A 16,979-nucleotide genomic window follows, 5' to 3' on the forward strand; every position below is an offset into this window, starting at 1 on the left:
GTTAGAAGTTACTGACCTGATAGCCGGAGCTGACCATGTCCTGGCTCTGCATGATGAGGCCGTAGCTCAGCTTGTCGTACACCTTGAACAACATGACCCTGGCCACCGCCTCCGAGGGCAAGGGGGGCTTGCCGGCCGAGTAGAAGGCCTTGTTGTAGACGGAAGAGTACTCCTTGTACGATACCTTGCCGTTCTTGCTCACCAGCTTGGCACCGGGGCGCCGGATCTCCAGCACATCGCCGGGGGCAAGCTGATCCCGCAGCCCCCGGTTGATGAGCACGACATCAAACTTGCCACCACCACGGGCCTTGCTCGGCAGATCGACTATGTAGCCTGATGAGATCACGGGCGCCGCCTTCGGAGTGAACACGGCGGAGAGCGTTTCCTGCGGCGGGAAAGGCATCACCTTGTCCCCCTGATACACCTCTCGCTGATTGTGACTGAGGGTGACCCGGGTGCGATCATCCGGCAGCCGTTCCTCGGCTCTGGCCGTGCCGACAAAGACCGCCTCCTGCCCCAGCAGCTCGCCGGTTTGCTTGTCCTTGTAAACCATGCCCGGATGATAGATGCCGTAGTCCTGACCAGGCGTCAGCGATCCCTGCACATAGAGGGTGTCGCCCTCCAGCATACCGATGTGGGCCTCGTTGTTGCCGAGCACATAGGGCAGCTTTTTCGCTTGCTGGTTGTCGGCCAGAATGTGGTCGGTTTGCAGGAAGGGGCCTATTTCGCTGAGCGGTAGCGTCGGGACCGGATTGGCCTTGTTCTCGTAGCGGCTCTTGGGCGAGAGATGGACCACCGGCTTGCCCCCCTGTGTCGCCTTGCCGAGCCGAGGCTCGCCGTTGACCCAGCTCAGATGCAGCACGTCACCGGGGTAGATCCAGTGCGGATTGGCAATCTGGGGATTGATGTTCCACAGGCGGGGCCAGAGCCAGGGCTCTGCCAGATACTGGCCCGAAATATCCCAGAGGGTGTCGCCTTTTTGCACGACATAACGCTCGGGATAACCCGCTTTCAATTTCAACTGATCGGCCAAGGCACCCTGGCTCAGAGTGGCCAGCAGGCAGGCGAGGATGGTTTGCTTCAGATACATAACACTCCCTGTTACTTCTGCACGCAAAGTGTTGCTGTTTTTTGTCGGCGTAAATGACTAGAATTACGCCAATATTGACTGCATTTATACGAAACTAAAGAAAAAACTATGGCCATTCTAGATGTATTGCGTTTTCCCGATGAACGTCTGCGCACTGTCGCAGCCCCTGTCGAGACCTTTACACCCGAGTTACAACACATTGTAGATGATATGTTCGAAACCATGTATGCGGAGGAAGGCATAGGCCTTGCCGCCACTCAGGTCGACATTCATCAGCGCATCATAGTGATCGATGTCTCTGAAAACCGTGAAGATCCTCTGGTATTGATCAACCCCGAGATCCTCGAGCAATCCGGCAGCACCGGCATCGAAGAGGGTTGCCTCTCGGTGCCCGAGCACCGCGCTCTGGTGCCACGCGCCGAGTGGGTCAAGGTGCGCGCGCTGGATCGCAACGGCAAGCCATTCGAGCTGGAAACAGACGATCTGCTCGCCATCTGCATACAGCATGAGATGGATCATCTGGTCGGCAAGCTGTTTGTGGACTACTTGTCCCCGCTCAAGCGCCAGCGCATTCGCCAGAAGCTGGAAAAGATGGCCCGTGAAGATCGCAAAATCCTCTGAGGATCTGCCCCATTGAACAAGCTGAAACTGATTTTTGCCGGTACTCCCGACTTCGCCGCCCGTCACCTGGCGGCGTTGTTGTCTTCCGACCACGAGGTCGTTGCCGTTTACACCCAGCCAGACAAACCGGCCGGTCGTGGCCAGAAGCTCACCGCCAGCCCGGTCAAGGAGCTGGCCCTTGCCCATGAGCTGCCGATCTACCAGCCCGCCTCCCTGCGCAAGGAAGAGGCGCAGGCCGAACTGGCTGCCCTTGGCGCCGATCTCATGGTGGTAGTGGCCTACGGCCTGATCCTGCCCAAGGCGGTGCTCGATACCCCGCGCCTCGGCTGCATCAACGTGCACGGCTCCCTGCTGCCCCGCTGGCGCGGTGCCGCACCTATCCAACGCTCCATCTGGGCGGGTGATAGCGAAACCGGCGTCACCATAATGCAGATGGATGTGGGGCTGGATACCGGCGCCATGATCCGCAAGGTGAGCTGCCCTATCGCCGCCGATGAGACCTCCGCCAGCCTGTATGACAAGCTGGCCGAGCTGGGCCCGCAGGCACTGGTCGAGACCCTCGATGCCATGGCCGCCGGTGAAACCGCTGCCGAGGCGCAAGATGATGCGCTGGCCAACTACGCCGAGAAGCTCTCCAAGGAAGAAGCCCGCATCGACTGGGCCATGGAGGCCGTCGCCATCGAACGCTGCATCCGCTCGTTCAACCCCTGGCCCATCAGCTGGTTTGAAGTGGCTGACCAGACCATCAAGGTATGGCAAGCCACCGTCATCGACAGTGACCATGGCCAGAACGCCGGCACCCTGCTCAAGGCCGACAAGCAGGGGATCGACATCGCCACCGGCAAGGGCGTGCTGCGCCTGCTCACTCTGCAACCGCCCGGCAAGAAAGCCATGTCCGTCTCGGATCTGCTCAACTCTCGCCGCGACTGGTTTGAACCCGGCACGCAATTGAATTGAACCAAGCGGGGCCCAGGCCCCGACTTGCGCATCTAAGGTAACATTATGAAAACACGTGCACAGGCCGCTCTCGTTATTCAACAGGTGCTGGATCAGGGTCAATCCCTCTCCGCTGTTCTGCCTGCTGCCCAGGAGAAGGTTGCGCCCCGCGATCGCGCCCTCCTGCAAGAACTCTGCTACGGCACCCTGCGCTGGCTGCCCCGCCTCGATGCGGCAGTCAACGAGATGATGGACAAGCCGCTCAAGAACAAGAGCCGCATCTTCCATTATCTGATCCTGGTCGGTCTCTATCAGCTCATCTACACCCGCATTCCGGCCCACGCCGCCGTGGCCGAGACAGTCAACGCCGTCAAACTGCTCAAGGGCACCTCCTTGCGCGGCCTCATCAATGGCGTACTGCGCAACTTCCAGCGCAGCGCCGAAGTCATCTTGCTGCGCATCGACCGCGTTCCCAGCATTCGCCTCGGTCATCCTGAGTGGCTCACCAAACGCCTGCGCCAGGCCTATCCCGAAGATTGGGAATTCATCATGGAGGCCAACAACCAGCGCCCGCCCATGTGGATCCGCAACAACAGCCAGCGCCAGAGCCGCGAGCAGATGCTGGCCCGCATGGCCGAAGTGGGCATCAATGCGGTGGCCGGTGAGGAAGGGGAAGATTGCATCCTGCTGGAACGCCCTTGCGACGTGACCAAGCTGCCCGGCTTCGAGGCAGGCGACTGCTCGGTACAAGACGGTGCTGCCCAGCAAGCAGCCCGACTGTTAGACCCGCAACCGGGCGAATGGGTGCTGGATGCCTGCGCCGCCCCCGGTGGCAAGACGGCTCACCTGCTTGAGCGTCAGCCCAAGCTGGCCGGCGTGGTGGCCGTCGATGCCGACGAACATCGCCTCAAGCGAGTGCAGGAGAACCTGGATCGCATCGGCCTCAAGGCCGAGGTGATCCACGGTGATGCCAGCACCCCGGAACTCTGGTGGCCCAAGGGTCAGTTCGATCGCATCCTGCTGGATGCCCCCTGCTCCGCCACCGGCGTCATCCGCCGCCACCCCGACATCAAGTGGCTGCGCCGGGATCAGGACATCCGCGAGCTGGCAGAGCTGCAGCGCCGTATTCTGATCGCTCTCTGGTCGAAACTGAAAAGCGGCGGTACTCTGCTCTACGCCACCTGCTCAGTGCTGCCGGAAGAGAACCGCGAACAGATCCGCGCCTTCCTGGCTGCTACCCCGGATGCCACCCTGGTGCCGCTGCACGAACAGGACACGCCGGCGTGTCCGGGCCGCCAGTTCCTGCCGGGCGAAGCCGAGATGGATGGCTTCTACTATGCCAAGCTGATCAAGCGGTAAGCAGAGCAATGGCCATGAAGATGACGGGTGCCGCTTGACGGCACCCATGATTGCGCAACATCGAGCAAGCTTTCCCTATGAGAATCATCATGTTGACGACTGACCCTGACCAGATTGCCATCCGTTGCAACGCATCCTCGTTCCCTGAGGGGTCCCTATGAAGATCATCATTCTGGGCGCTGGCCAGGTCGGTGGCACCCTGGCAGAGAACCTGGCCGGCGAGAACAACGACATCACCATAGTTGATACCGACAGCGACCGGCTGCGGGAGCTGCAGGACAAGTTCGACCTGCGGGTGGTGAACGGCCACGGCGCCCACCCCAAGGTGCTGCGCGAAGCGGGCGCCCAGGATGCGGACATGCTGGTCGCGGTCACCAACAGCGACGAGACCAACATGATCGCCTGCCAGGTGGCCTACTCCCTGTTCAACACCCCGAACAAGGTGGCGCGCATTCGCTCCCCCGCCTATCTGGTGGAGCGGGATCGCCTGTTCCTGCCGGAATCCGTGCCGGTAGATCACCTGATCGCCCCCGAACAGCTGGTGACCGACTATGTGCGTCGGCTGATCGAGTATCCGGGTGCGCTGCAGGTGGTGGACTTTGCCGGTGGCAAGGTGGGTCTGGTGGCGGTCAAGGCCTACTACGGTGGCCCCCTGGTGGGCAATGCGCTCTCCACCCTGCGGGATCACATGCCCAACATAGAGACCCGGGTCGCCGCCATCTTCCGTCAGGGGCGCTCCATCCGCCCGCAAGGCACCACCATCATAGAGGCGGATGACGAGGTGTTCTTCGTGGCGGCGGCGGGCCATATCCGGGCCGTGATGTCGGAGCTGCAGCGCCTCGAGAGCCCCTACCGACGCATCATGATCGTCGGCGGCGGCAACATAGGCGCCGGCCTCGCCCGCCAGCTGGAGAAGCGCTACAGCGTCAAGCTTATCGAGCGCAACCAGAAGCGGGCGGAGCAGCTCTCCGAGGTGCTGGAGAACACCATAGTCTTCTGCGGCGACGCGGCGGATCAGGAACTGTTGGCCGAGGAGCACATAGACCAGATCGACGTCTTCATCGCCGTGACCAACGAGGACGAGGCCAACATAATGTCGGCCCTGCTCGCCAAGAAGATGGGCGCCAAGAAGACAATGGTGCTGATCCAGCGCAGCGCCTACGTGGACCTGGTGCAGGGCGGCTCCATCGACATCGCCATCTCACCCCAGCAGGCCACCATCTCGGCCCTGCTGACCCACGTGCGCCGGGCCGACATCGCCAACGTCTACAGCCTGCGCCGTGGTGCGGCCGAGGCCATCGAGGCCATAGCCCACGGTGACGAGAACACCTCCAAGGTGGTCGGCAAGACGGTCGGTGAACTCAAACTGCCGCCCGGCACCACAATCGGTGCCATAGTGCGTGGCGACGAGGTGCTGATCGCCCACGATCGCACCCGGATCCAGCAGGATGACCACGTGGTGATGTTCCTGGTGGACAAGAAGTACATACCGGAAGTGGAACGGCTGTTCCAGCCAAGTCCTTTCTTCCTGTAACCTGCCCATGCACCCAGGCAGCGCAAACCAGACCCGGCACAGCCTCCCAAGGGGATTGTCCGGGTCTTTTGTCAATCAACGACCAGGTTATCTTGCATGATCAAGCTGCGCCCCATCATCTTCACCCTAGGGCTGGTGCTCTCCAAGTTGGCACTCTTCATGTGGCTGCCCACCCTGCTGGCGCTGCTCACCGGCTCCGAGGGGTTCGTCGAGTTCTTGAAATCCGTGCTGATCACCCACGGCGCGGCCCTGCTCTGCCTTCATTACGGCCGCAAGGCGGTGTTCCACCTCGGCGTGCGGGAGATGTTCCTGCTCACCACCTCGGTCTGGGTGGTGGCCTGCATCTTCGGCGCCCTGCCCTTCTTCTTCATCAACCACATCGACTTCACCGATGCCTACTTCGAGACCATGTCAGGGGTCACCACCACAGGCTCCACAGTGCTGTCGGGGCTCGACGGCATGGCCCACAGCATCCTGCTGTGGCGCTCCATATTGCAGTGGCTGGGGGGGGTGGGCTTCATAGTGATGGCGGTGGCCGTGCTGCCCTACCTCAACGTGGGCGGCATGAAGCTGTTCCAGACCGAGAGCTCGGATTGGTCGGACAAGAGCGCGCCACGCGCCAAGACGGTGGCCAACAACATAGTGGTGGTCTATCTGGTGCTCTCCATGCTCTGCTTCCTCGCCTACTGGGTGAGCGGCATGACGCTGTTCGAGGCGGTCAACCACTCGATGACCACCCTCAGCACCGGCGGCTACTCCACCTCGGATCAGTCCATGTCCCACTTCTCCAACTCGGCACACTGGATCGGCACCCTCTTCATGTTCCTCGGCGGCCTGCCCTTCCTGCTCTATGTGCAAGCCCTCTCCCGCCGTGACAACAGCCTGCTCAAGGATGCCCAGGTCCAGGGCTTCTTCTGGCTGGTGATCTGGGTCACGGTCGTCGTCACCTTCTATCTGTGGATAAGGGACATCTACGGCTTCATGGATGCCTTGCGCATCAGCAGCTTCAACATAGTCTCAGTGCTCACCACCACAGGCTTCGGCCTCGGCGATTTCGGCACCTGGGGGCCGCTCACCAGCATCATCTTCATCATCTTGCTGGCGCTCGGCGCCTGTTCCGGCTCCACCGCCGGCGGGCTCAAGATCTTCCGGGTACAGGTGGCGTTCGCCCTGTTCAAGAAACAGATGCGCCAGCTGATGCACCCCTCCGCCGTCTTCCCGCAGAAGTACAACGGTCGTCCGGTCAACGACGCCATCATCCGCTCCATGATCTCGTTCGTGCTGGCCTACTTCGCCGTCATACTGCTGATCGCCGCCCTGCTCGCCGCCATCGGGCTGGATCCCCTGACCGCCATCTCGGGCTCCATCACCGCCGTGGCCAACGTGGGTCCCGGCATGGGCCCCGTCATAGGACCCAGCACCAACTTCGCCACCCTGCCGGACTCTGCCAAGTGGATACTGTCGTTCGGCATGCTGCTGGGGCGGCTCGAGATCCTGACCGTGGCCGTGCTCTTCTTCCCCTCCTTCTGGAAGCAGTGATCAAGTTGCACTCCGGAGTCCGCCGACAAACGAAAACAAGAAGGGCAGCCAATGGCTGCCCTTCTTCCTCTCATGCCGTGCATGACCATCCACCTCACTCGGCGGACTCTTCCCGCTCCAGCGCGCGGTTGACCAGCGGCTCGGGCAGCGTCTTGGTCACCTCGACCCCCAGCTCGCGGAAGCGCTCGGCCTGGGCGATCAGGTTGCCACGACCGTTGACCAGCCGCCCCATCGCCTTGTCGTAGCTCTCCTGCGCCTTGTGCAGGCTGCCCCCCATCTGCTGCATCTCCTCCACGAACAACCGCAGCTTCTCGTAGAGGCGACCGGCCCGCTCGGCGATCTGGCGGGCATTCTGATTCTGCCGCTCGTAGCGCCACAGGTTCTCTATGGTGCGCAGCGCCACCATCAGGTTGGTGGGGCTCACCAGCAGTATGTTGTTGTCGAGGCCGTAGCGCACCAGGGAGGGATCGGCCTCCACCGCGGTGAGGAAGGCGGGCTCCACCGCCACGAACATCAGCACATAGTCCAGGGTGCGCACCCCGGGCAGCTGCTGGTAATCCTTGCGGCCCAGCTCGCGGATGTGGTTGCGCACCGAGGCGACGTGCTCCTTGAGCGCCACCGCCTTCTCCAGCTCGTTATCGCTGTTGTACCAGCGCTCGTAGGCGGTCAGCGACACCTTGGCGTCTATGATGATGTCTTTTTCCTGGGGCAGGTGGACTATGACGTCGGGCTGGTAGCGCTTGCCCCTGTCCACCTCGATGTTGACCTGGGTATGGTACTCGTGGCCCTCGCGCAGACCGCATTCGCTCAAGATGCGGGCCAGCACCACCTCACCCCAGTTGCCCTGCTGCTTGCTGTCCCCCTTGAGGGCGCGGGTCAGGGCTGCCGCCTCTTCGGTCATGCGGGCATTGAGCTCGGCCAGACGCTCCAGCTCGAACTTGAGGCTGTGGCGCTGGGCCGTCTCCTGGGCGTGGGTCTCTCCCACCTGACGACGAAAGCCCTCGAGCTGCTCTTTGAGCGGAGTCAGCAGCAGATCCAGGCTGTTCTGGTTCAGTTCGCGGAAGTTGCCGGAGTTTTTCTCGAAGATACGGTTGGCGAGGTTTTCAAACTGCTGGCTGAGACGCTGCTCCGCCTCCTGCTGCAGTTGCAATTTCTCGGCGGCGGCCAGCCGCTCGCTGCGCAGGGTGGCTTCGGCATCCTTGAGGCGGGCGGTGAGCTTGATCAGCAGGGTCTGCTGCTGATCAAGCTTCTGCTGGCCCTGCATCCGCTCGTCCTGCAACTCGTCGAAGCGATCCTGCAGCGCCTGATGGCGCTCTTGTGCCAGCATCAGCTCCTGAGCCTGCGCCGTGGCGGCCCGACGCCCGAACAGCCAGCCAAGCCCGAGAGCCAGCACGGCGGCAGGCAACAAGATCCCCCAGAGCCCGGGCTCGATCATTTGCGGCTCCGCTGACGCAGGAAGAGCTCGAGGTAGCGGTTGAGCAACAGCCAGATCACCACATAGAGGAGGTAGGCGGCCAGCACCACCCACTTGTGACTGTTAACCCCGGTATCGAGCTCGGCGAACTCGATATCCTTGATGCGGCAGTAGCCCCACATCAGCAGGGGGAAGATATACAACAGAGACGCACGCCACAGAAATAACCACATGAGTTCATTCAATCCCGCAAAAAGACTCGCCTAGCTTACACAAGGGCAACCCGGCTTGCGATCCTGGCCGGCGCTATTCTCTGGCTTGCCAGCCGAAACTTGGATAAAATTAACCCCTAATAGGTATCAGGGGCGAGCATGACTCATTTTTTCTGTCGATGGCTGACGCACGCATTGGGGGGCTCCCGCAAACCGGACGTGGTTTGTCACGAGGCACGCCCGCCCTGGGCCATCGAAGAGTCCCAGTACCTCTCCCTCTGCACCCGCTGCGGTGAATGCTTCAAGGCCTGTCCCAACGGCCTGCTCAAGCCGGCAAGCCAGCCCGAATACGAGGGGACCGCCATCGCCGGCACCCCAGTGCTGGATCTCGCCTGCGGCCAGTGCAGCTACTGCGGCAGCTGCGCCAGGGCCTGTCCGACCGGCGCCCTCGACCTGCAGTGGGGGCGACAGGTGCAGACCCGGGTGCAGATAGAGGCGAGCTGTCAGGCCAAACAGGGCTTCTACTGCCTGCTGTGTGAAGATGCCTGCCCCCAGCAGGCGATCAAGGCCACCGCCGACGGCGTCAGCGTCAACATGGCGGCGTGCGATGGCTGTGGCGCCTGCGGCCTAGCCTGCTTCCATGGCGCCATCACCCTGATCCCCCAGCTCTGACCCGGGCCGCCACCCTAGTCTCAAATACCAGAAAGCAAAAAGGGGCCCGTGGGCCCCTTTGTCATGTCCGGCGCGGCGTTTATGCCATGGCCAGGATGGAATCCTGTTCGATGCCGAGCAGGTGGCAGAGCCGGGTCGGATCGCGCACCGCATCGGCCAGGGTGTATTCCCCCAGCACCTCGAGGAAGGCGTTCATGGCGCGGCGCAGTATGCCCTGGATGCGGCAGCCACCGGAGAGACGACAGTTCTCGCGCTTGCAATCCACCGGGCAGAGCACGTGTTCCATGTCCATCACCACATCGCGCAGGTTGATGGAGACGGCGGAGCGGCCGAGGCGGATGCCGCCATGCTTGCCACGTACCGTCTCTATGTACCCCTTGATGCCGAGCTGGTGCACTATCTTGACCACGTGGTTGCGGGAGATGGCAAAGGTATCGGCCACCTCAGTGATGGTCGACAGGCGATCTCCCGGCTGAACCGCCAAAAAAGTCAGGGTACGCAGGGCATAGTCGGTAAATCGTGTCAGTTGCATGGTCGCACTTGCCTCTTACTACAAGCCAGAAATCAGGACGACAACCTAAAGCTAAGAGGCGGGGCCGCGCTTGCGCTTGCACGGAGTACGCATCTTAATCTGAGTCGTGGAGTGACAAGGTTAAGAGCAGCTCAGGCGGGTGTCGATGAAGATGCACATAAATCGACACTTTCTTTGATTGATCGCAAACTTGCAGGCTTAGTCCAAGGTTTGGGGTGTTTTTGGCGGCTAAATTCGCCTGTCTTCCCCACACACCCGAGTGGATTAACCTGCTCCATACGAAACCATTTTTCAGGATTCAGTGAGGCTGCCTGAGCCAGTTTTTCAAGGCGCTGGAGGGAATCGAGCTCTCGGAGGCGACCGCGAAGGCCCCCCAATCCACAGCGCACTGCAGGGCATCCTGGATCGCCATGCCGCGGGCCAGCCCGTGAATGAGGCCGCCGGCGAACGCATCCCCCGCCCCCGTGGTGTCCACCACGGACACGGGCCGCGCCGCCACCCGGATCTGCTCCTCGCCGTGAATGGCCACGGCCCCTGCCTTGCCTTCGGTCAACACCAGCCACTCCAGCTGCTCTCCCGCCAGCTGGCGGGCATGCTGCCAGGGGTCGCTCACCTCGCCGAGATCGGAGCGGGAGGCCACCAACACGTGGCAGGGGCGGCGCGCCTGCCCGCCCTTGGGATACTGGGCCACCACGAAGCTCTTGCCGAGCATCTGTCGCATGTAGCCGATGATGGCGGTGCCGGGATAGTTCACGTAGAGGCAGTCCACCCCCTCCAGCGGCAAGTCGCCGGGCAGATCGGGGCGATGCGGTCGCCTGAGGATGGTGCGCTCGCCGGTGGAGTCCACCAGGATCAGCAGCTCGCCTGTCTCGCCGCCGAACCGCTCCACGTGGGAGCAGTCCAGCCCATAGCTCGCCGCCTGCTCCAGCAGCCAGTCGCCCGCCTCATCCAGCCCGATGCGGGAGGCTATGGTCACCTCGTGGCCGGCCCACACCAGCCCTATGCCGGTGTTGGCGGCGCCGCCCCCCAGCCGGCGGCCCTGATCCACATATTGCAGGCGGGCTCCGGCCACCAGGGGTTCGGAGAGGGAGAGCACATGATCACAGTTGAGATTGGCGAGCAGCAGAATACGGGACATGGAGAGACCTCACTGACAAGGGATCCCAGTATATGAGAAAGGGCCCTGACGGCCCTCCCTGAAATCGCGGGGTTTGTGAGCCCGCTCGACGTTTGCCGGCCAGCTTCACGCTGCAGTCAGCCCAGCACGGACTCGGCGCTGACGTACTCGTAGCCGAGCGCCTGGGCCACCGCCGCCTGGGTGATCTTGCCCTTGAACACGTTGAGACCGGCCCGCAGGTGCTTGTCATCCCTGAGCGCCTGGGCGTAGCCCTTGTCGGCCAGCGCCAGCACGAACGGCAGGGTGGCATTGGTCAGGGCGAAGGTGGAGGTACGCGCCACGCCGCCCGGCATGTTGGCCACGCAGTAGTGAATGATGCCGTCCACCACATAGGTGGGCTCCTCGTGGGTGGTCGGGTGGGAGGTCTCGAAACAGCCGCCCTGATCGATGGCCACGTCCACCAGCACCGAGCCCTTGCGCATCAGCTTGAGCATGTCGCGGGTCACCAGCCTGGGCGCCGCCGCCCCCGGGATCAGCACTGCGCCGATCACCAGATCCGCCTGGGCGATGCAGGCCTCGATATTGGTGCGAGTGGAGTAAAGCGTCTTGAGGGCCGGGCCATAGAGGCTGTCCAGCTCCCGCAGCCGCGGCAGGGAGCGATCCAGAATGGTGACATCGGCTCCCAGTCCCAGCGCCATGCGCGCCGAGTTGACGCCAACCACACCGCCCCCCAACACCACCACCTTGGCGGGCGCCACCGCGGGTACGCCACCGAGCAGGGTGCCATTGCCCCCCTGCGCCTTCTCCAGGCTGTGGGCCCCGGCCTGGATCGCCATCCGCCCCGCCACCTCTGACATGGGCGCCAGCAGCGGCAGACCGCCGCGCTCGTCAGTCACAGTCTCGTAGGCGATGGCCACAGCCCCCGAGTGCACCAGCAGCTGGGTCTGCACCGGATCCGGCGCCAGGTGCAGATAGGTGAACAGCAGTTGATCCGGCCTGAGCAGTTCACACTCCTCCGGCTGGGGCTCCTTCACCTTCACTATCATCTCGGACCGGGCGAAGATCTCCGCCGCGCTGGCCACCAGCTCGGCCCCGGCCGCCTGGTACTCGGCATCGGACAGTCCGATCGCCTCGCCTCCCTGCTGTTGCACCAGGACCTTGTGTCCCCGGGCCGCCAGCTCCTGCACTCCGGCGGGAGTCATGCCGACCCGGTATTCATGGTTTTTGATTTCCTTGGGTACGCCAATAATCATGCTCGCTCTCCTGCTGTGATCCCGCCGGTCGCTCCTTCGCCACCGGGCAGTATGCCCAAAAATTGCAACAGCCACTGCATCATGGTGGCCGAGTCCACTTCCCCCTCCAGCGAGGAGAGGCTGCGCTGATAGCGATCGTCGGACAGAAAGTCCCGCCGCCGCTCGATCAGCGCCCGGTTGTACTCCACCGAGAACTCCGGATGTCCCTGAATGGCGACTATGTGATCCCCCTGCAAGAACATGAAGTTGGGACAAAAATCGTTGCCCGCCAACCGGATCGCGCCCGGCGGCAGCTGCTCGACCTGATCCTGGTGACTGGCCAGGATCCGGATGGTGTCCAGCCCGGGCTGCATCCAGGCGCCGGTCGCCAGCATGGGATGAACTGAGACGCCGAGCCCCCAGCCCTTGGTGGATTTCACTACCTCGCCCCCCAGCGCCTGGGCGATCACCTGATGGCCGAAGCAGACTCCGGCCAGCTTGACGTCCGCATCGTGGGCCTGACGGATCCAGCCGCGCAGCGCCTGGATCCAGGGCAGATCGCTGTAGGCATCGTGGCGCGAACCCGTGATGAGCCAGGCATCGCACCCGTGCAGGTCGTCCGGCAGCTCGCCATCGAGCGCCGACCAGACCCGAAACTCCAGCCCGGGGGCCAGGGCCCGAAAGCCCTTGATAAACATCTCGGAGTAAACGGGGCCGAAATCACCCGCCAAATCGGGGTCCAGCCGGTCACAATCGAGAATTCCCAGTCGCATCTGTAACTCCTTTACAGAGATTGCCCCCGCAGAGCTATGGCCTGCGGGGGCAACAAGTTAGGCCATGGCAGCGTGCCTGCGCGTCACTTCATGGTCGGCATGGAGAACTCGGCGCCGGCGCGCAGGCTCTGTGGCCAGCGCGCCGTCACCGTCTTCATCCGGGTGTAGAAACGCACCCCATCCGGCCCGTGCATGTTGAGCGGCCCGAAGATGGACCGCTTCCAGCCACCGAAGCTGTGAAACGCCATGGGCACTGGGATGGGGACGTTCACCCCTACCATACCGACCTGAACCCTGGCGGTGAAGTCCCGCGCGGTATCGCCGTCGCAAGTAAAGATGGCGGTGCCGTTGCCGTACTCGTGTTCGTTGATGAGCCTGAGCGCCGTCTCGTAATCCGGGGCCCGCACTATGGCCAGTACGGGGCCGAAGATCTCCTCCCGGTAGATGCGCATTTCGGGGCTCACCCGGTCGAACAGGCTGCCACCGATAAAGTAACCTTCCCCGTGACTCACGCCGCGACCATCGACCCGCAACTGGGCCCCCTCGGCCACCCCCTGATCCACGTAAGCGCGCACCTTGGCCAGATGCTCGCGACTGATCAGGGGCCCCATCTCGTTCTCCGGGCTCTGACCCAGACCCGGCCCGACCCTGAGTTGCGCCACCAGTGGCGAAAGCTTGGCTACCAGCGCATCGGCTGTCTCATCCCCCACCACCACGGCCACCGAGATCGCCATGCAGCGCTCACCGGCGGCGCCATAGGCCGCCCCCATCAGGGCGGAAATTGCCTGATCGAGATCCGCATCCGGCATCACCAGCATGTGGTTCTTGGCCCCGCCCAGCGCCTGCACCCGCTTGCCGTGGGCCGAGGCGGTGGCATAGATGTACTGGGCTATGGGGGTGGAGCCGACAAACGACACGGCGCCGACCCGCGGGTCGGTCAGCAGCACGTCCACCACCTCCTTGTCGCCGTTGACCACGTTGAGTACACCGTCCGGCAGGCCGGCCTGCTTGAGCAGCTCGGCCATGCGCAGGGAGAGGGACGGATCCTTCTCGGACGGCTTGAGAATGAAGGTGTTGCCGCAGGCGATGGCCACCGGGAACATCCAGAGCGGCACCATGGCCGGGAAGTTGAACGGCGTGATGCCGGCGCACACCCCCACCGGCTGCATCATGGAGTGGCTGTCCACCCCGCGGCCCACGTTGAGGGAGTGCTCCCCCTTGAGCAGGTGGGGGATGCCGCAGGCAAACTCCACCACCTCCAGCCCGCGGGTCAGCTCCCCCTGGGCGTCGGAGAAGACCTTGCCGTGCTCGCGGCTGATGAGCCGGGCCAGATCATCCCTGTGCTGCTCCATCAGCTCCTTGAAGCGAAATAGCACCCTGGCCCGCACCAGCGGCGGGGTCTGCGACCAGTCGGCGAAGGCGCGCTCCGCCACGGCAATGGCCTCGCCGCATTCGGCGGCCGTGCTGAGCACCACCTGGCCCTGCTGCTGGCCGGTGGCCGGGTTGAAGATGGCACCGAAGCGCTCGCTGCGACTCTCTGTCGTCTCGCCGTTGATAAAGTTGCTGACCCTGTATGTCATAAATCCTCCGTGATGGTTAATCCGTCTCTCCCTGCGCCGTCTCGCGCGAGCCGGGCACAGGGAGATGGCGCCCGAATCCGGGGCGCCATGCAATGCAAGGTGAAAAGGGGCTACGCCTGTGTCTGCAACACGTCCTGCAGCAGGGTGAAGAGATCGTCTATCTGGCTGCGCTCCATGATGAGGGGCGGCGACAGGGCTATGATGTCGCCGGTGACCCGGATCAGGGCCCCCTTCTCGAAGCAGCGCACGAACACCTCGTAGGCACGCTTGCCCGGCGCATCCGGCAGGGATTCGAGCTCTATGCCCGCCACCAGTCCGTAGTTGCGCACGTCCTTCACATGCTTGCAGCCCTTGAGGGAATGGGCCGCCTCCTCCCAGTAGCCCGCCAGATCGGCGGCGCGGGTCAGCAGGTTCTCGTTGCGATAGATCTCGAGGGTCGCCAGCGCGGCGGCGGCGGCCACAGGGTGACCCGAGTAGGTGTAGCCGTGGAACAGCTCGATGGCGCCCTTGCCGGCGGCCATCATGTCGTCATAGATGCCGTTGCTCACCAGCACGGCCCCCATGGGGATGGCGCCGTTGGTGAGCCCCTTGGCACAGGTGATCATGTCGGGCATGACATCGAACTCCTGGGCGGCGAAGGGGGAACCGAGGCGACCGAAGCCGGTGATCACCTCGTCGAAGATCAGCAGAATGCCGTGTTTGGTACAGATCTCCCTCAGCCGCTTGAGATAGCCCTTGGGCGGCATGATGACACCCGTACTGCCGGCTATGGGTTCGACAATGACGGCCGCTATGTTGCTGGCATCGTGCAGGAAGACTAACTTCTCCAGCTCGTCGGCCAGGGTCAGATCTTCATCGGGCAGCCCCCTGGTGAAGGCATGCTTGGCGATGTTGAGGGTGTGGGGCAGATGATCCACCCCGGTCAGCAGGGAGCCGAACCACTTGCGGTTGCCAGGAATCCCCCCCACTGAGATGCCGCCGAAACCAACCCCGTGATAGCCGCGCTCGCGACCAATCAGCCGGGTGCGGGTGCCCTGCCCCCGCGCCCGCTGCCAGGCCAGCGCAATCTTGAGCGCCGTGTCCACGGCTTCCGAGCCCGAGTTGGTATAGAAGACATGGCCCAGCCCCTTGGGGGCTATCTCCACCAGCCGGTTGGCCAGCTCGAACGGCAGGGGGTGCCCCATCTGGAACGTCGGCGCAAAGTCGAGGTGAGAAATCTGCTGGGAGACAGCCTCTGCTATCTCGCGGCGACCATGGCCCGCGTTGCAACACCAGAGCCCGGCTGTGCCATCCAGTATCTTGCGGCCATCCTCTGAGTGATAATACATCCCCTCTGCCGACTTCAGGATGCGCGGCGCCGCCTTGAATTGCTGGTTGGCGGTAAACGGCATCCAGAAGGCGGACATGTCGGAGGGCGTATTGATGTCGCTGATCGGTTTCATGGTCACCTCATCCTTAAGGTGTTTAGTAACTATCGGCTTATGCCTATTAAATTAAACACCTGAATTCCTAAAAAGGGGCTCATTATCGCCCCATCTGGTGCCACCCCTAGCTGATACATGAGCAGGGTGGTATAAGATATTTAACACAATTTTAATAATAGTAAACAGTCAAGGAGTGTCTATTGATGGATATAGGTCACCGCCTCAAGGCGGTTCGCACCAAGGCGGCCCTCTCCCAGCGCGAGCTGGCGAAACGCTCCGGTGTGACCAACGGTTTTATCTCCCAGATCGAGAAAAATCAGGTGAGCCCCTCGGTCTCCTCACTGCGCAAGGTGCTGGAAGGTATCCCCATGTCCCTGGCCAGCTTCTTCACCGAAGAGACAGAGATGGGAACCGAGGTGATCTTCCGCGCCAGCGACATGCCGGATCTCGGCACCCATCCCATCAGCTACCGGCTGGTTGGCCACAGCCGCGCCAACCGTGCCATCGGCATGATGCAGGAGATACTGCCGCCGGGTGCCGACACGGGTGACGACATGCTGAGCCACGAGGGAGAAGAGTGCGGCATCATCATCCGGGGCACGGTCGAGGTCACAGTCGGCGAGCAGATCCACCAGCTGGCAGCGGGTGATGGCTACTACTTTGACAGCCGCACCCCGCACCGTTTTCGCAACGTGGGCGAGCAGGAGTGCGTGCTGATCTCCGCCAACACCCCGGCCAGTTTCTAAGGCCATTCAACGGCGTTCACGCCGATCGCTGACGCCTTGCCCCGGCCGGTTTCTCGCTCATGGCGAGTGACAAGGATGGCCGCCATTGCCGGGGACAAAGGGGCAAGTGTTTAATGAATTGTTACAGAATGGATTTACAAGCGGCAAGATGTTTAGCATATTGATACGCGGAGACCAATTCTTTGCCGGTTCAAGGAG

The 16,979-nt window shown here is 62.8% G+C and carries 16 protein-coding genes; 7 read left to right on the plus strand and 9 right to left on the minus strand.

The genetic code is table 11. From position 1 onward, the window contains the following. Position 1: 1 nt before the first annotated feature. Positions 2 to 1,090: a LysM peptidoglycan-binding domain-containing protein gene (locus tag AACW87_RS01295; protein WP_241326357.1), complete on the minus strand. Its 1,089-nt coding sequence runs from the start codon at positions 1,088 to 1,090 to the stop codon at positions 2 to 4. A 108-nt stretch (positions 1,091 to 1,198) separates the two neighbouring features. Here AACW87_RS01295 and def point away from each other — a divergent pair, with 108 nt between their 5' ends. The 5 genes from def (at position 1,199) to AACW87_RS01320 (ending at position 7,079) form a co-directional block, all read left to right on the plus strand. Further along, positions 1,199 to 1,711 carry a peptide deformylase gene (gene def, locus AACW87_RS01300; protein ID WP_042866891.1) on the plus strand — a complete coding sequence of 171 codons (513 nt, stop codon included), beginning with the start codon at positions 1,199 to 1,201 and terminating at the stop codon, positions 1,709 to 1,711. 12 nt (positions 1,712 to 1,723) lie between these two features. Next, entirely contained in the window at positions 1,724 to 2,668 is a 945-nt protein-coding gene (fmt, locus tag AACW87_RS01305; protein ID WP_241326358.1) for a methionyl-tRNA formyltransferase, read from the plus strand. A 45-nt stretch (positions 2,669 to 2,713) separates the two neighbouring features. Continuing rightward, a complete protein-coding gene (rsmB, locus tag AACW87_RS01310; RefSeq protein ID WP_241326359.1) occupies positions 2,714 to 4,006 on the plus strand; it encodes a 16S rRNA (cytosine(967)-C(5))-methyltransferase RsmB in 1,293 nt (430 codons plus the stop codon). A 157-nt stretch (positions 4,007 to 4,163) separates the two neighbouring features. Further along, a complete protein-coding gene (gene trkA, locus AACW87_RS01315) occupies positions 4,164 to 5,540 on the plus strand; it encodes a Trk system potassium transporter TrkA (protein WP_043136504.1) in 1,377 nt (458 codons plus the stop codon). A 96-nt stretch (positions 5,541 to 5,636) separates the two neighbouring features. Then, positions 5,637 to 7,079, plus strand: coding sequence for a TrkH family potassium uptake protein (locus AACW87_RS01320; protein ID WP_043554587.1), 1,443 nt, complete (start codon positions 5,637 to 5,639; stop codon positions 7,077 to 7,079). A gap of 94 nt (positions 7,080 to 7,173) precedes the next feature. On the opposite strand, the gene rmuC is transcribed toward AACW87_RS01320, so the two are convergent. Then, complete coding sequence (gene rmuC / locus AACW87_RS01325; RefSeq protein ID WP_241326360.1) at positions 7,174 to 8,514, minus strand: DNA recombination protein RmuC; 1,341 nt, start codon at positions 8,512 to 8,514, stop codon at positions 7,174 to 7,176. After that, complete coding sequence (locus tag AACW87_RS01330; protein WP_043136509.1) at positions 8,511 to 8,726, minus strand: hypothetical protein; 216 nt, start codon at positions 8,724 to 8,726, stop codon at positions 8,511 to 8,513. Before AACW87_RS01330 ends, rmuC begins: the two co-directional genes overlap by 4 nt. 138 nt (positions 8,727 to 8,864) lie before the next feature. Between AACW87_RS01330 and AACW87_RS01335 the strand changes: the two genes are divergently transcribed. Continuing rightward, positions 8,865 to 9,377 (plus strand): ferredoxin-type protein NapF, encoded by a 513-nt coding sequence (locus tag AACW87_RS01335; protein WP_098981048.1) that lies wholly within the window; start codon positions 8,865 to 8,867, stop codon positions 9,375 to 9,377. A gap of 79 nt (positions 9,378 to 9,456) precedes the next feature. Here the strand turns inward: AACW87_RS01335 and AACW87_RS01340 are convergent, their stop codons facing one another. The 6 genes from AACW87_RS01340 to AACW87_RS01365 all read right to left on the minus strand — a co-directional run bounded on the left by AACW87_RS01340 (position 9,457) and on the right by AACW87_RS01365 (position 16,053). Then, positions 9,457 to 9,909 carry an Rrf2 family transcriptional regulator gene (locus tag AACW87_RS01340; RefSeq protein WP_011704258.1) on the minus strand — a complete coding sequence of 151 codons (453 nt, stop codon included), beginning with the start codon at positions 9,907 to 9,909 and terminating at the stop codon, positions 9,457 to 9,459. Positions 9,910 to 10,207: 298 nt separating this feature from the next. After that, entirely contained in the window at positions 10,208 to 11,047 is an 840-nt protein-coding gene (locus AACW87_RS01345; RefSeq protein WP_241326361.1) for a PfkB family carbohydrate kinase, read from the minus strand. A 116-nt stretch (positions 11,048 to 11,163) separates the two neighbouring features. After that, positions 11,164 to 12,279: an alanine dehydrogenase gene (ald, locus tag AACW87_RS01350; protein ID WP_241326362.1), complete on the minus strand. Its 1,116-nt coding sequence runs from the start codon at positions 12,277 to 12,279 to the stop codon at positions 11,164 to 11,166. After that, the gene (locus AACW87_RS01355; protein WP_098981049.1) at positions 12,276 to 13,031 is read right to left on the minus strand and encodes a glutamine amidotransferase-related protein; all 756 of its coding nucleotides are present in this window, start codon (positions 13,029 to 13,031) and stop codon (positions 12,276 to 12,278) included. The genes ald and AACW87_RS01355 overlap by 4 nt, the downstream gene beginning before the upstream one ends. An 83-nt stretch (positions 13,032 to 13,114) precedes the next feature. Continuing rightward, positions 13,115 to 14,611 carry a CoA-acylating methylmalonate-semialdehyde dehydrogenase gene (locus tag AACW87_RS01360; RefSeq protein WP_103472671.1) on the minus strand — a complete coding sequence of 499 codons (1,497 nt, stop codon included), beginning with the start codon at positions 14,609 to 14,611 and terminating at the stop codon, positions 13,115 to 13,117. A gap of 110 nt (positions 14,612 to 14,721) precedes the next feature. Then, positions 14,722 to 16,053, minus strand: coding sequence for an aspartate aminotransferase family protein (locus AACW87_RS01365; protein WP_241326363.1), 1,332 nt, complete (start codon positions 16,051 to 16,053; stop codon positions 14,722 to 14,724). Between the two features lie 185 nt (positions 16,054 to 16,238). Here AACW87_RS01365 and AACW87_RS01370 point away from each other — a divergent pair, with 185 nt between their 5' ends. Then, positions 16,239 to 16,781: a cupin domain-containing protein gene (locus tag AACW87_RS01370; RefSeq protein ID WP_043136526.1), complete on the plus strand. Its 543-nt coding sequence runs from the start codon at positions 16,239 to 16,241 to the stop codon at positions 16,779 to 16,781. The last annotated feature ends 198 nt before the right edge of the window (positions 16,782 to 16,979 follow it).

This window comes from Aeromonas sp. MR7 (assembly GCF_963899385.1).
GTDB lineage: Bacteria > Pseudomonadota > Gammaproteobacteria > Enterobacterales > Aeromonadaceae > Aeromonas > Aeromonas bestiarum.

What these genes read in the sequence shown, in the direction of transcription:
- AACW87_RS01330 (WP_043136509.1), bottom strand. Translation starts at nt 8,726, where the DNA reads ATGTGGTTATTTCTGTGGCGTGCGTCTCTGTTGTATATCTTCCCCCTG.
- rmuC (WP_241326360.1), bottom strand. Translation starts at nt 8,514, where the DNA reads ATGATCGAGCCCGGGCTCTGGGGGATCTTGTTGCCTGCCGCCGTGCTG.
- def (WP_042866891.1), top strand. Translation starts at nt 1,199, where the DNA reads ATGGCCATTCTAGATGTATTGCGTTTTCCCGATGAACGTCTGCGCACT.
- AACW87_RS01340 (WP_011704258.1), bottom strand. Translation starts at nt 9,909, where the DNA reads ATGCAACTGACACGATTTACCGACTATGCCCTGCGTACCCTGACTTTT.
- AACW87_RS01365 (WP_241326363.1), bottom strand. Translation starts at nt 16,053, where the DNA reads ATGAAACCGATCAGCGACATCAATACGCCCTCCGACATGTCCGCCTTC.
- trkA (WP_043136504.1), top strand. Translation starts at nt 4,164, where the DNA reads ATGAAGATCATCATTCTGGGCGCTGGCCAGGTCGGTGGCACCCTGGCA.
- AACW87_RS01335 (WP_098981048.1), top strand. Translation starts at nt 8,865, where the DNA reads ATGACTCATTTTTTCTGTCGATGGCTGACGCACGCATTGGGGGGCTCC.
- AACW87_RS01370 (WP_043136526.1), top strand. Translation starts at nt 16,239, where the DNA reads ATGGATATAGGTCACCGCCTCAAGGCGGTTCGCACCAAGGCGGCCCTC.
- AACW87_RS01295 (WP_241326357.1), bottom strand. Translation starts at nt 1,090, where the DNA reads ATGTATCTGAAGCAAACCATCCTCGCCTGCCTGCTGGCCACTCTGAGC.
- AACW87_RS01355 (WP_098981049.1), bottom strand. Translation starts at nt 13,031, where the DNA reads ATGCGACTGGGAATTCTCGATTGTGACCGGCTGGACCCCGATTTGGCG.
- AACW87_RS01320 (WP_043554587.1), top strand. Translation starts at nt 5,637, where the DNA reads ATGATCAAGCTGCGCCCCATCATCTTCACCCTAGGGCTGGTGCTCTCC.
- AACW87_RS01345 (WP_241326361.1), bottom strand. Translation starts at nt 11,047, where the DNA reads ATGTCCCGTATTCTGCTGCTCGCCAATCTCAACTGTGATCATGTGCTC.
- ald (WP_241326362.1), bottom strand. Translation starts at nt 12,279, where the DNA reads ATGATTATTGGCGTACCCAAGGAAATCAAAAACCATGAATACCGGGTC.
- AACW87_RS01360 (WP_103472671.1), bottom strand. Translation starts at nt 14,611, where the DNA reads ATGACATACAGGGTCAGCAACTTTATCAACGGCGAGACGACAGAGAGT.
- rsmB (WP_241326359.1), top strand. Translation starts at nt 2,714, where the DNA reads ATGAAAACACGTGCACAGGCCGCTCTCGTTATTCAACAGGTGCTGGAT.